Annotated in this window: 8 protein-coding genes and 8 tRNA genes; all 16 read left to right on the top strand. The window is 59.4% G+C overall.

The features are described from left to right. Nucleotide 1 precedes the first annotated feature (1 nt). Entirely contained in the window at nucleotides 2-1,147 is a 1,146-nt protein-coding gene (locus ISP15_RS01950) for a pyridoxal phosphate-dependent aminotransferase (RefSeq protein WP_404544492.1), read from the top strand. Continuing rightward, nucleotides 1,135-1,938, top strand: coding sequence for an amidohydrolase (locus ISP15_RS01945; RefSeq protein WP_404544489.1), 804 nt, complete (start codon nucleotides 1,135-1,137; stop codon nucleotides 1,936-1,938). Before ISP15_RS01950 ends, ISP15_RS01945 begins: the two co-directional genes overlap by 13 nt. A gap of 141 nt (nucleotides 1,939-2,079) precedes the next feature. Continuing rightward, a tRNA-Arg gene (locus tag ISP15_RS01940) sits at nucleotides 2,080-2,156 on the top strand. A gap of 170 nt (nucleotides 2,157-2,326) precedes the next feature. After that, a tRNA-Pro gene (locus tag ISP15_RS01935) sits at nucleotides 2,327-2,403 on the top strand. A 22-nt stretch (nucleotides 2,404-2,425) separates the two neighbouring features. Further along, a tRNA-Arg gene (locus ISP15_RS01930) sits at nucleotides 2,426-2,502 on the top strand. Nucleotides 2,503-2,516: 14 nt separating this feature from the next. Then, a tRNA-His gene (locus ISP15_RS01925) sits at nucleotides 2,517-2,593 on the top strand. Between the two features lie 27 nt (nucleotides 2,594-2,620). Beyond that, a tRNA-Lys gene (locus tag ISP15_RS01920) sits at nucleotides 2,621-2,696 on the top strand. A gap of 236 nt (nucleotides 2,697-2,932) precedes the next feature. Further along, nucleotides 2,933-3,018: transfer RNA gene (locus ISP15_RS01915), tRNA-Leu, on the top strand. A gap of 79 nt (nucleotides 3,019-3,097) precedes the next feature. Beyond that, complete coding sequence (gene tig, locus ISP15_RS01910) at nucleotides 3,098-4,390, top strand: trigger factor (RefSeq protein WP_404544487.1); 1,293 nt, start codon at nucleotides 3,098-3,100, stop codon at nucleotides 4,388-4,390. 91 nt (nucleotides 4,391-4,481) lie between these two features. Next, nucleotides 4,482-5,111 (top strand): ATP-dependent Clp endopeptidase proteolytic subunit ClpP, encoded by a 630-nt coding sequence (clpP, locus tag ISP15_RS01905; protein WP_404544485.1) that lies wholly within the window; start codon nucleotides 4,482-4,484, stop codon nucleotides 5,109-5,111. Between the two features lie 105 nt (nucleotides 5,112-5,216). Then, complete coding sequence (clpX, locus tag ISP15_RS01900; protein ID WP_404544484.1) at nucleotides 5,217-6,518, top strand: ATP-dependent Clp protease ATP-binding subunit ClpX; 1,302 nt, start codon at nucleotides 5,217-5,219, stop codon at nucleotides 6,516-6,518. A 168-nt stretch (nucleotides 6,519-6,686) separates the two neighbouring features. Continuing rightward, nucleotides 6,687-9,206 (top strand): endopeptidase La, encoded by a 2,520-nt coding sequence (lon, locus tag ISP15_RS01895; RefSeq protein ID WP_404544482.1) that lies wholly within the window; start codon nucleotides 6,687-6,689, stop codon nucleotides 9,204-9,206. 332 nt (nucleotides 9,207-9,538) lie between these two features. Beyond that, a complete protein-coding gene (locus ISP15_RS01890; RefSeq protein ID WP_126672756.1) occupies nucleotides 9,539-9,811 on the top strand; it encodes an HU family DNA-binding protein in 273 nt (90 codons plus the stop codon). 18 nt (nucleotides 9,812-9,829) lie between these two features. Then, nucleotides 9,830-9,904 (top strand) — tRNA-Val (locus ISP15_RS01885). A 6-nt stretch (nucleotides 9,905-9,910) separates the two neighbouring features. Further along, nucleotides 9,911-9,987 (top strand) — tRNA-Asp (locus ISP15_RS01880). A gap of 221 nt (nucleotides 9,988-10,208) precedes the next feature. Further along, the gene (locus ISP15_RS01875) at nucleotides 10,209-12,113 is read left to right on the top strand and encodes a SurA N-terminal domain-containing protein (RefSeq protein ID WP_404544480.1); all 1,905 of its coding nucleotides are present in this window, start codon (nucleotides 10,209-10,211) and stop codon (nucleotides 12,111-12,113) included. Nucleotides 12,114-12,185 lie beyond the last annotated feature (72 nt).

Here is a 12,185-nt window from a genome sequence, read left to right as displayed (position 1 = left end):
CATGACTATCGAAACCAAGCTTCCGAAAGTAGGCACCACCATCTTCAGCGTGATGAGCCATCTGGCCGTGCAGCACAAGGCGGTCAACCTTGGCCAGGGCTTTCCTGATTTCGAGCCGCCGCAGGCTTTGCGCGATGCGCTGGGGCGCGCCATGGCGAACGGACTCAACCAATATGCGCCTGGTATCGGCACCGCTGCGTTGCGTGAACAGATCGCGCTGAAGACCGAGCGGTTGTATGCACGTGAAGTTAGCCCGGACACCGATGTCACGGTCACTTCTGGCGCCACAGAGGCACTTTTTGCCGCCATCGCCGCCGTGGTGCGCGCAGGCGAAGAAGTGATCGTGTTCGATCCTGCCTACGATTCCTACGAACCTGCAATCGATTTGCAAGGCGCGCGCACGATTCATATCCCGCTGACCGTGCCAAGCTTCTCGATCGACTGGCAGCGCGTGCGCGATGCCATAACGCCCAGGACGCGCATGATCCTGATCAACAGTCCGCACAACCCTTCCGGTGCAGTGCTGTCGTCTGCGGACCTGGACGAACTGGCGGCGATTGTGCGCGACACCTCGATCGTGGTGTTGTCCGATGAAGTGTACGAGCACATCGTATACGACGGCATGGCGCACCAGAGCGTGTTGCGTCATCCGGAACTTGCTGCGCGCAGTATCGTGGTGTCCAGTTTCGGTAAGACCTACCACTGCACGGGCTGGAAGGTCGGCTACGCGGTGGCGCCGCCGAAGCTCTCCGCGGAATTTCGCAAAGTGCATCAATACCTGACTTTCTGCACCTTCCATCCCGCACAAGCTGCATTCGCCGAATTCCTCGCCAGCACGCCGGAACATTACCTGGAGTTGCCGGCGTTCTATCAAGCCAAGCGCGATCGCTTCCGGAACTTGCTGGCGCCATCGCGCCTGAAGCTGCTCGACGTGCCGGGTGGTTATTTCCAGTTGGTGGATTATTCGGCCATCCGCGATGAAGACGACCAGGCTTTCTGCGAATGGCTGGTAAAAGAAGGCGGGGTGGCGGCGATCCCGCTGACGCCGTTCTATGAAAAAGCACCGGGCACGCGCCTGGCGCGGCTGTGCTTCGCCAAGAGCGATGCCACCATGCAAGCTGCAGCGGAGCGTTTATGCAGACTTTGAATGTTTCCCTGGTACAGGGCGCGACTCGTTGGCACGACGCGCAAGCCAATCGTGATTACTACGGATCGCTGGTGCGGCGCGTGGCAGGGCAGAGCGATTTGGTCGTTTTGCCCGAGACCTTCATGTCTGGCTTCAGCAACGATACGCGCGCCAGCGCGGAGGGCATGGACGGCGAAGGTGTCGCCTGGCTGCGCGCGCTTGCCGTTGAAATCGGCGCCGTCATCACCGGCAGCCTGGCGATTCGCGAAGGCGGGAAGGTCTACAACCGACTGATCTGGGCCCGGCCGGATGGCGGCTTTGCTCAATACGACAAGCGCCATCTGTTTCGCATGGCGGGTGAGCACACACGCTACGGCGGCGGCTCGGAACGTTTGATCGTGGAGTTGAAAGGCTGGCGCATTCTGCCGCAAGTTTGTTACGACTTGCGCTTCCCAGTGTGGTTGCGCAACCGTCGCCTGACCTCGGCGGCAGGCGGCATGGATTACGATCTTTCAATCTTCGTGGCCAACTGGCCGGCGCCGCGCCGACAGCCTTGGCGAACGTTGCTGCGCGCCCGTGCCATCGAAAACCTTGCTTACGTGATCGGCGTGAACCGTGTCGGTACGGACGGCAACGATTTGCCGTATGCCGGCGATAGTGCGGCGATCGATCCGATCGGCGAGCCGCTGATCGAGCTCGGCACACAGGAGCAAGTAGTGACCGTCGTGCTCGATCCTGCGCCTTTGCTGGCGCATCGGGAGCGTTTTCCCGCCTGGATGGATGCGGATGATTTCTCGCTCAACCTCATGTAAGAAACCGGCGGACATGACCCTGTGTTTCAAAAAACTTCACAAAGAGTATTGACGGCTGCGACCAGTACCTGAATAATTCCGCTTCTTGCTTCGGCGCCTTCCGAATTTTGGGTCAGGGCGGCAGCAACAGGTTTTAACCACGCGCCCGTAGCTCAGTTGGATAGAGTACCAGGCTACGAACTTGGTGGTCGGGAGTTCGAATCTCTCCGGGCGCGCCATATTCGCAAGTCACGATGCCTCTGGAATCGTGTTTGCATTGCAGGCAAAGCATCGCCTGCAAAACCGGACGAAAATGTGTGTTCGGCGTGTTCGATACGGATTGACGGGCCAGAGTGTCACCCGTAGCATTTCAAGGCTTCGGTACGCGAAAGCTGACCGGGTTTCGAAACGGGGTATAGCTCAGCCTGGTAGAGCGCCAGCTTTGGGAGCTGGATGTCGTGGGTTCGAATCCCTCTGCCCCGACCATCAGGTGTTCTGCTTCAGTCAAGCGCCTGTAGCTCAACCGGATAGAGCATCGGCCTTCTAAGCCGACGGTTGCAGGTTCGATTCCTGTCGGGCGCGCCAGATTCGTGGTTACGGTGGGCGTAGCTCAGTTGGTTAGAGTACCGGATTGTGATTCCGGTTGTCGTGGGTTCGAGTCCCATCGTCCACCCCAATTTTAGCTTTACAAACAGCGTTCCCTGGGCCGTTAGCTCAGCTGGTAGAGCAGTTGACTCTTAATCAATTGGTCGTAGGTTCGATCCCTACACGGCCCACCAGCTACCGAAGGACCCGCAGCCATGCGGGTCCTTTTTCTTTGGGCGCCCTGAAAAGGGGCGCGGATGACCCATAAACGGGCGATCCGGCGCTTGTGCTGGTCCAATGCACAACCGTAAAATGGGTGGCTTGGCATAAGGTAATCATCGACTTGGGTCCCGTTCCGGCAGCTTTTTAACGAGCTCTGCATCACTGCGGAAATCATTGAAAACCTACGATTTGCGGGCCGGCAGCCGATGCGAAAGTGGCGGAATTGGTAGACGCACTGGATTTAGGTTCCAGCGGGTAACCCCCGTGCGGGTTCGAGTCCCGCCTTTCGCACCATTACCTTGGCTTGATTTTGCGGGCGGCCGGGCCGCTGCGGCCCCGTTACGGGCCATTACAGGTAATTCCAGGAGACGTCATGCAGTTTTCCGTTGAAAACGTCGGCAAGCTTGAGCGCAAGCTCACGGTCAAATTTCCGGCAGAGCGGTTCGAGACGCAAGTTAGCGCTCGCATCGCCGAGATGAGCCGCACGGTGCGCCTGAAGGGCTTCCGTCCGGGCAAGGTGCCCGCCAACGTGATCCAGCAGCGCTTCGGCGCGCAGGTGCGTGGCGAGGTGCTTTCGGACCTGATCGGCAGCACGCTGCGCGAGGCCTTCGAAAAGGAAAACCTGCGTCCGGTCGCCAATCCCGCGATCGATACCACCGGCAAGCCGGAAAACGGTGAAATCGCCTATACGGCTACCTTCGAGGTGATGCCGGAATTCCCGGAAATCGATATCGCCACGCTGGAAATCAGTCGCCCGGTGGCAGAAGTCACCGATGCCGACATCGAGAAGATGATCGAGACCCTGCGCCAGCAGCGGCGCAGCTTCGACGAAGTCGAGCGTGCTTCCGCCGAAGGCGACTTTGTCATGTTCGAATATGCCGCCGTCGCTGGCGACTACCGTTTTCCGGCCGAGGGGCTGGAGCGCGCCGGCAGCGTGATCGGTTCAGGCACCCTGTTCAAGGCGTTGGACACGGCGCTGACGGGCCGGAAGGCTGGCGAGGAATTCGAGACCGAGATCGAATTCCCGGCTGATTTCCGTAACGACCAGCTCGCCGGCAAGACGGCGAAAGTCAGCTTCAAGATCGTGAAGGTGCAGGAGCCCAAGCTGCCGGAAGTGGATGCCGAGTTCGTCAAGCTATTTGGCATCAACGATGGCGATCTGGATAGTTTCCGCAAGGAAGTCCGCGCCAACCTCGAGCGTGAGCTTAAGGCCGCCCTCATGGGGCGCCTGAAATCCCAGGTAGCCGAGAAGCTGGCGCAGGCGCACAGCGAACTCGAAGTGCCGAACCTGATGGTGCAATCCGAGGCACGCAGTCTCGCCGCCGGCAGCGTGCCGCGTGGTCAGCAGCCGCCTCAGCAGCTGGTCGACGCGGCGCTTCCCGCCGCGCGCATGCGTGTCATCGCCGGCTTGCTGATGGGGGAAATTGCCCGCAAGCAGGAATTGAAGCTGGATCGCACCCGCCTGGCCGAGCAACTTGCCGCCATCGCCTCCACCTATGAGGAGCCGGAAAAGGTCATTGAACTCTACAACGGCGATCCCCAACTGATGTCAGGGTTGCAGAATCGCGTGATGGAGGACCAGGTGGCGGAGTGGGTGGCGGAGAATGCCAAGACCACCGTGCAGAACCTGGGCTTCGACGAAGTGATGCGCCCAGCCGGTGCCTGAAACGATTCGATCAGGTCCGGCGATATAGCGATATAGTCTGACCCGATCCCCCTGAATCGCCTTTCAGTCCCACACGCGGAGAGTCCCACGCATGACCATGGACCCGATCCAGAACCTCAATCTGGTGCCGATCGTCGTCGAGCAGACCGCTCGTGGCGAACGTTCGTATGACATCTATTCGCGCCTTTTGAAGGAGCGTGTGATCTTCCTGGTCGGTGAAGTGAACGACCAGGTCGCCAACCTTCTTGTGGCGCAGATGCTGTTCCTTGAGTCGGAAAACCCTGACAAGGACATTCATCTTTACATCAACAGTCCTGGCGGTGCCGTCACCGCTGGGCTGGCCATCTACGACACCATGCAGTTCGTCAAGCCCGATATCAGCACCATGTGCGTCGGGCAGGCGTGCAGTGCCGCCTCCCTGCTGCTGATGGCCGGCGCCAAGGGCAAGCGCTACTCATTGCCCAATTCGCGCGTCATGATCCACCAGCCTTCGGGCGGTGCCCGTGGCCAAGCAACCGACATCGAAATCCAGGCCCAGGAAATCCTGTACCTGCGCCGCCGACTGAACGATATCTACGTCCAGCACACCGGCCAGCCCCTGGACAAGATCGAGCGTGACATGGAGCGTGACCGCTTCATGAGCGCCGAGGCCGCCAAGGAATATGGCCTGATCGATGCCGTTCTCGATCGTCGTAGTGTCGAAACGGTCAAGTCGGCCTGATTTCGGCCGATTTATCCTCATAAACGGGGTCCTGCGTCCGGATGCGGACTCGGGACCCTGTGCTATTCTCGACCCGTACTGGGATTTTCTAGCAGGATCAAACGAATGAGCGACGAGCGGCAGGGCCGTTCCAACGACAGCGGCAAGATTCTTTATTGCTCCTTCTGTGGCAAGAGCCAGCATGAGGTACGCAAGCTGATCGCGGGTCCGTCCGTGTTCATCTGCGACGAATGCGTGGAGCTGTGCAACGACATCATCCGTGAGGAGCTGGAGGAGAAGGCCGCCTCCGGGCGCAATCAGCTGCCCAAGCCCAAGGAAATCATGGAGACCCTCGATCAGTACGTGGTCGGGCAGACACGTGCCAAGAAGGCGCTCGCCGTCGCGGTCTACAACCATTACAAACGGATGGAGTCGCGCCAGCGCAGCGACGAGATCGAGCTGGGCAAGTCCAACATCCTGTTGATCGGGCCGACCGGTTCGGGCAAGACGCTGCTGGCCGAGACCCTGGCCCGTTTGCTCAACGTGCCGTTCACGATTGCCGATGCCACCACACTGACCGAAGCCGGCTACGTGGGCGAGGATGTCGAGAACATTATTCAAAAGCTGTTGCAAAAGTGCGATTACGACGTCGAGAAGGCGCAGTCGGGCATCGTCTACATCGACGAGATCGACAAGATCTCGCGCAAAAGCGAGAACCCGTCGATTACCCGCGATGTCTCCGGCGAAGGCGTTCAGCAGGCATTGTTGAAGCTGATCGAAGGTACGTTGGCATCGGTGCCCCCACAAGGTGGCCGCAAGCATCCCCAGCAGGAATTCCTGCAGGTCGACACCAAGAATATTCTGTTCATTTGCGGCGGTGCATTCGCTGGTCTGGAAAAAGTCATCCAGCAGCGTTCCGAAACCACCGGCATCGGCTTTTCGGCCGAAGTCCGCTCGAAAGAGCGTACCGAGAACCTGGGCAAGGTGTTGGCCGAAGTGGAGCCCGCGGATCTGGTGCGTTTCGGCCTGATTCCTGAGTTCGTCGGACGCCTGCCCGTAGTGGCGACCCTGGATGAGCTCGACGAACCTGCGCTGGTGAAGATCCTCACCGAGCCGCGCAACGCTGTCACCAAGCAGTTCCGCAAGCTGTTCGAGATGGAGGGTGTCGAGCTGGAATTCCGTCCGGAAGCGTTGCAAGCGGTGGCTCGCAAGGCGCTCAAGCGCAAGACGGGTGCCCGCGGCCTGCGAACCATCCTCGAGCAGGTATTGCTGGACACGATGTACGAGCTGCCCTCGCTGGAGCACGTCAGCAAAGTCGTGGTAGACGATGCCGTGATCGAAGGGCAGGCCGAGCCTTACCTGATCTATCGCGGAAACCTGCAGCAGCAGCCGCGCATTAGCAGCGAAAGCGGCGACGCCGCCGCCTGATTTTCGGGAATGGTTTGAACGCGGCCCTGGCGTTACCGCCGGGGCCGTTTGTTTTCTGTTGCAGGGTCGGCACTTGTGCGCGGCCTGCGTCGCCTCCACTTGACGAGTCAGCGACCTCGGCGCAGTGTCGGGGCCGTCCGCCTCATTTTTCGCGAGAGATATCCTGCGATGGCAAAAACTGCCGCAATTCCTGCTTCTAACAGTGCCTCCCTGGATGCGTTGCCGGTGCTTCCGCTGCGTGACGTAGTCGTTTACCCGCACATGGTGATTCCACTGTTCGTCGGACGCGATAAATCCATGCGTGCACTCGAGCGTGCGATGGAAGGCGAGCGGCAGATCCTGCTTGTCGCGCAGAAGAGCCCGGATATCGATGATCCGGCAGTCAAGGATCTGCATGAAATAGGCACGCTTGCCGGCGTATTGCAGTTGTTGAAGTTGCCCGACGGCACGGTAAAGGTGTTGGTCGAAGGCCAAGCCCGCGTGTCGATCGAGGAGTATCACGACGAGAACGGCATGCTTACCGCGCGCTCGCGCGTGATCGAGCCCGTCTACGATGCGAAAGAACGCGAACTGGATGTCGTGTCGCGCACGCTGGTTTCGCTGTTCGAGCAACTGGTGAAACAAAGCCGCAAGCTGCCGCCGGAAGTGCTGGCAACGCTATCGGGTATCGACGATCCCTCGCGCCTGGCCGATTCCATCGCTGCGCATCTCACCGTGCGCATGTCCGACAAGCAGAAGGTGCTGGAGACGGCGGATGTCGGCCAGCGCCTGGAATTACTGATCGGATTGGTCGATGGTGAAATCGACTTGCAGCAAGTAGAAAAGCGCATCCGCGGCCGTGTGAAGTCGCAGATGGAAAAGAGCCAGCGCGAGTACTACCTCAACGAGCAAATGAAGGCCATCCAGAAGGAACTGGGCGAAGGCGAAGAAGGCCCGAACGAGATCGAGGAACTGCAGAAGAAGATTGAAGAATCCGGCATGCCCAAGCCTGTCCTGACCAAGGCGCGGCAGGAGTTCGGCAAGCTCAAGCAGATGTCGCCGATGTCGGCCGAGGCCACGGTGGTGCGCAATTACCTGGATTGGCTGATTGGGGTGCCGTGGAAAAAGCGCAGCAAGATCCACAAGGATCTCGCGTTGGCCCAGGACGTACTCGACGCCGACCATTTCGGCCTGGAAAAGGTCAAGGAACGCATCCTTGAGTACTTGGCCGTGCAGCAGCGCGTAAGCACCATGAAGGGTCCTATCCTGTGCCTGGTCGGCCCCCCCGGCGTGGGCAAGACTTCGCTGGGCCAATCGATTGCCAAGGCGACCAACCGCAAATTTGTTCGCATGAGTCTCGGCGGCGTGCGTGACGAGGCTGAGATTCGTGGTCACCGCCGCACGTATATCGGTTCGATGCCTGGGCGCATCGTGCAGAACATGAACAAGGTCGGCAGCAAGAATCCGTTGTTCGTACTCGACGAAATCGACAAGATGTCGATGGATTTTCGCGGCGACCCCTCGTCGGCGCTGCTGGAAGTGCTCGATCCGGAGCAGAACCATGCGTTCAACGACCACTATCTGGAAGTGGATCTCGACCTTTCCGAAGTAATGTGGGTGGCGACAGCCAATTCCCTCAACATTCCCGGGCCGCTGCTGGACCGCATGGAAGTCATTCGCATCCCCGGCTACACCGAGGACGAAAAACTGGCGATTGCGCAGAGATATCTGCTGCCCAAGCAGATCAAGGCGAATGGCCTGAAGCCCGATGAAGTCACCGTAGATGAAGAGGCCATCCGCGATATCGTGCGTTACTACACGCGCGAATCAGGCGTGCGCAACCTGGAACGCGAGATTTCCAAGATCTGTCGCAAGGTGGTCAAGCAACTGACCCTCGGCGAGCACAAAAAAGTTGCCGGGAAAGCGAAGGCGCCGGAAACGAAGAAGAAGGGCAAGGCTGCTGCGCCAGGCAAGGTAAACGTCGATTCCTCCAATCTTGATAACTACCTTGGCGTGCGCCGCTTTGACTTCGGCCGGAAGGAGCAGCAGAACGAAGTCGGCCTGGTGACCGGCTTGGCATGGACTCAGGTTGGCGGTGACTTGCTTAGCATTGAAGCATCGATCGTGCCGGGCAAGGGTCGCCAGGTGCATACCGGTCAATTGGGCGATGTCATGAAGGAATCGATTCAGGCTGCGCTTTCGGTCGTTCGTGCGCGCGCCAATCGATTTGGTATCGAGCCGGATTTCCATGAAAAATTCGACCTGCATATCCATGTGCCGGAAGGCGCGACACCGAAAGATGGCCCCAGTGCCGGTATCGCCATGTGTACCGCCCTGGTGTCGGCGCTGACCAAGGTGCCGGTGCGTTCGGAGGTGGCGATGACGGGCGAAATCACGCTGCGTGGTCGCGTATTGCCCATTGGTGGCCTGAAGGAAAAATTGCTTGCCGCGCATCGCGGCGGAATTACCACCGTGATCATTCCGGACGAAAACCGCAAGGATCTCGCGGATATTCCGGCAAACATCACCAGTTCGCTGGACATTCATCCGGTGCGCTGGATCGATGAAGTCCTCGACATCGCCTTGGAACATCCGTTGCAGCCGCTCCCAGCCAAGGAGGAAGCAACAACGACGGAGGCGGCAGCTCCCGCAGCAGAGCCTGCGACGACGCACGACGACGGAGCCGAGTCTCCCGCGCGCACGCATTAAGCGAGCAACTGCTTCCTTTTCTGGGATTTGCGATAGGCGACACGTTTTACGTGTCGTCTGTTTCATGCCATGCCATACGATTGTCAGGCAACGGCCGTATGGCATTTGGCATGCGCGACTTTTGCCGATGAATCCCCGCAAAGCGTTGGTAACACTTGTATTGCGGACCCCGGAGGGCGCTGGTATAAAGGCTCACCGCCATCCTGGGGCTTCAGCAGATGCACAGCGATGCGGGATTGCGTGGCAACGCCCCCATGAATCAACGATCCTTTCCCGCGTTGTCCCGTCCCAACCTATCCGCGGGCCGAATACCTGTTTAAGGGAGTAACTCAATGAATAAAACCGATCTGATCAATGCCGTCGCCGAACACGCCGAACTGACCAAGGCCGACGCAGGCCGCGCTCTCGAGGCTTTCTTCGAGACCGTGCAGAAGGCACTGAAAAATGGCGATGATGTATCGGTCGTCGGCTTTGGTACCTTCACTGTGCGCAGCCGTGCCGCTCGTACCGGCCGCAATCCGCGCACCAACGAAGAAATCAAGATCGCCGCATCCAAGGTTCCGGCGTTCAAGGCTGGCAAGACGCTCAAGGACGCCTTAAACTAAGCGGCCCGCAAGGCTCGCGGGCGCTTAGCTCAGCGGTAGAGCGTCGCCCTTACAAGGCGAGGGTCGTAGGTTCGATCCCTACAGCGCCCACCAGAATGTGGAGCGGTAGTTCAGTCGGTTAGAATGCTGGCCTGTCACGCCGGAGGTCGCGGGTTCGAGTCCCGTCCGCTCCGCCACGGTATGCAAGGGCGCCCCCGTGGCGCCCTTGTTGTTTAGCTGGATATCGGAAAGTTGCTTCCAATACTTTTCGATGGCCGGGCCCGGGAATGCCCGAGCTCGTCATGTATGAACCGGGCGCCTACAGTACCTGGTTCGGGGCAGGGTGGTTCTTGCCTGTCGGGATTACGCCGTACAGACCACGCGCGATAGCGCGTCCACAACATCGCGGGAAGATCGCATGCTGCAGTCGCTACGAGACAAAATGCACGGATGGCCGGCCATCGTCGTGCTGGGCATCGCCGTATTTGCCATGTCGTTCTTCGGCATAGAGGGTTACTTCAGTTCGCAGGTGGAAACTTTCGTCGCCAAGGTCGGCAAGCGCGAAATCAGCCAGCAGCAATACCAGGATGCGATGAACCGCATCCGGCAGCAGCAGCGTGCGCAGATGGGTGATCAGTTCGATCCGACACTGTTCGACAAGCCCGAATTCAAGCAGCAGATGCTCGATGAGCTGGTTGGACAGCAGCTTTTGTTGCAGGCCAACGATGATCTGGGCATGCGGGTATCCGACCAGGCGCTGCGCGATACCATCGCCGCCATGCCCGCATTCCAGGTCGACGGCAAATTCAACGCGGACATGTACCGCGCGCAGCTGGCCGGTGCCGGGATGACGCCGGATATGTACCAGGACAGTGTGCGTACATCGCTGCAGAGCAGCTTGCTGCCAGACGCAATCAGCGGCAGCACCATCATCACCAACGCGGATGTGGATCGCTATCTGGAAATCAAATTGCAGCGGCGGGACGTCCGCTATTTCATCCTGCCGCGCCCGGCTCCGGCCGATAGCCAGGTGACGGATGCGCAAGTGCAGGATTACTACAAGGCGCACCAGGCGGATTTCATGAATCCGGAACAAGTGTCGCTGAAATACATCGAAGTGAATGCGGCCGATCTCAAGCCGGAAGCGCAGCCCACCGACGAAGAGCTGAAGAAGCGCTACCAGGACGAAATGTCCCGTTTCGGCATGCCGGAAGAGCGCGAGGTTTCGCACATCCTGATCAACGTTCCGAAGAACGCAACGCCGGCTCAGCAAAAAGCGGCGCTGGAAAAGGCTGACAAGATCGCCGCGCAGACAACGCCCGCCAACTTCGCCAAGCTGGCCCAGCAGGATTCAGACGACCTGGGCTCCAAGCTGCAAGGTGGCGACCTTGGCTGGTTGCAGAAGGGTGTGACCAATCCGGCATTCGACGCGGCCATGTTCGCCTTGCAGAAAGGTCAGATATCCAAGCCCGTGTTGTCCGACGAGGGCTACCATATCATTTACTTGCGCGATGTCCGCAGTGGGCAGACCAAGTCCTTCGAACAGGTCCGCGATCAGTTGTTGAAGGAGGCCGTGGCAGCCGATCACGATCGTGTCTACAACGACGCCGCGGGCAAGATGACCGATCTTACTTCGCAGAATCCCGGCTCGTTGGAACCGGCCGCACAGGCACTGCAACTGCAGGTCAAGGAAACGCCGCTGTTCAGTCGTGCAGGCGGCCCAGGCATTGCTTCGAACCAGAAGGTGCTTGCGGCGGCGTTCTCCAACGATGTACTCGCCTCAGGCAATAATTCAAGCTTGATCAACCTGAGCAAAACCGATTCGGTCGTGGTACGCCTCGACAAGCACGTGCCGGCGTCGCCGCGTGCGGTTGCCGATGTGCGTGACGCGATCGTGCAGAAGATCCTCGATCAGCGTATAGCCGATACCGCACGCCAAAAGGCGGATGTGCTCGTGCAGCGCCTGGGCAAGGGCGAGGACATGACTACGCTCGCGAAGGCCGAACATGCCGACCTGCTAACGCTTGGCCAGGCGCAGCGCGTGCAGCAGGGTGTACCGCAGGCGATATTGACGCAGGCTTTTGTGACGCCACATCCGGCGGATGGCAAGCCGCAGTATGCCGATGTCTCGCTGGATCACGGTACCTATGCCGTGCTGGCGGTCGATAAGGTGGAAGGTGGCGATCTGTCCAAGTTCACGGCGGATGATCGCCAGCAGCTTTATCGCCAGATGATGCAGGCTTACGGCGGTGTGGAAACCCAGGGCTTTGTCGACATGCTGAAGTCGAATACCAAGATCGAGATCGCCAAGGATCGCATGTAGCCTCGTGCCCATTCGCCACGGTGAGCCATGTTCAAAGGGCGGCTGCTGCAGTCGCCCTTTTTTATTTTTTTC

The sequence above is a fragment of the Dyella jejuensis genome, assembly GCF_044904675.1.
GTDB classification, from domain to species: domain Bacteria; phylum Pseudomonadota; class Gammaproteobacteria; order Xanthomonadales; family Rhodanobacteraceae; genus Dyella_B; species Dyella_B jejuensis.
Note: the sequence above shows the minus strand (reverse complement) of the source record. Positions and strands in the feature narration are given on the sequence as shown.

Bases quoted from the DNA above. Each gene is read 5' to 3' on its own strand.
- ISP15_RS01875 (WP_404544480.1), top strand. From the start codon at position 10,209: ATGCTGCAGTCGCTACGAGACAAAATGCACGGATGGCCGGCCATCGTC.
- lon (WP_404544482.1), top strand. From the start codon at position 6,687: ATGGCAAAAACTGCCGCAATTCCTGCTTCTAACAGTGCCTCCCTGGAT.
- ISP15_RS01945 (WP_404544489.1), top strand. From the start codon at position 1,135: ATGCAGACTTTGAATGTTTCCCTGGTACAGGGCGCGACTCGTTGGCAC.
- tig (WP_404544487.1), top strand. From the start codon at position 3,098: ATGCAGTTTTCCGTTGAAAACGTCGGCAAGCTTGAGCGCAAGCTCACG.
- clpX (WP_404544484.1), top strand. From the start codon at position 5,217: ATGAGCGACGAGCGGCAGGGCCGTTCCAACGACAGCGGCAAGATTCTT.
- ISP15_RS01950 (WP_404544492.1), top strand. From the start codon at position 2: ATGACTATCGAAACCAAGCTTCCGAAAGTAGGCACCACCATCTTCAGC.
- ISP15_RS01890 (WP_126672756.1), top strand. From the start codon at position 9,539: ATGAATAAAACCGATCTGATCAATGCCGTCGCCGAACACGCCGAACTG.
- clpP (WP_404544485.1), top strand. From the start codon at position 4,482: ATGACCATGGACCCGATCCAGAACCTCAATCTGGTGCCGATCGTCGTC.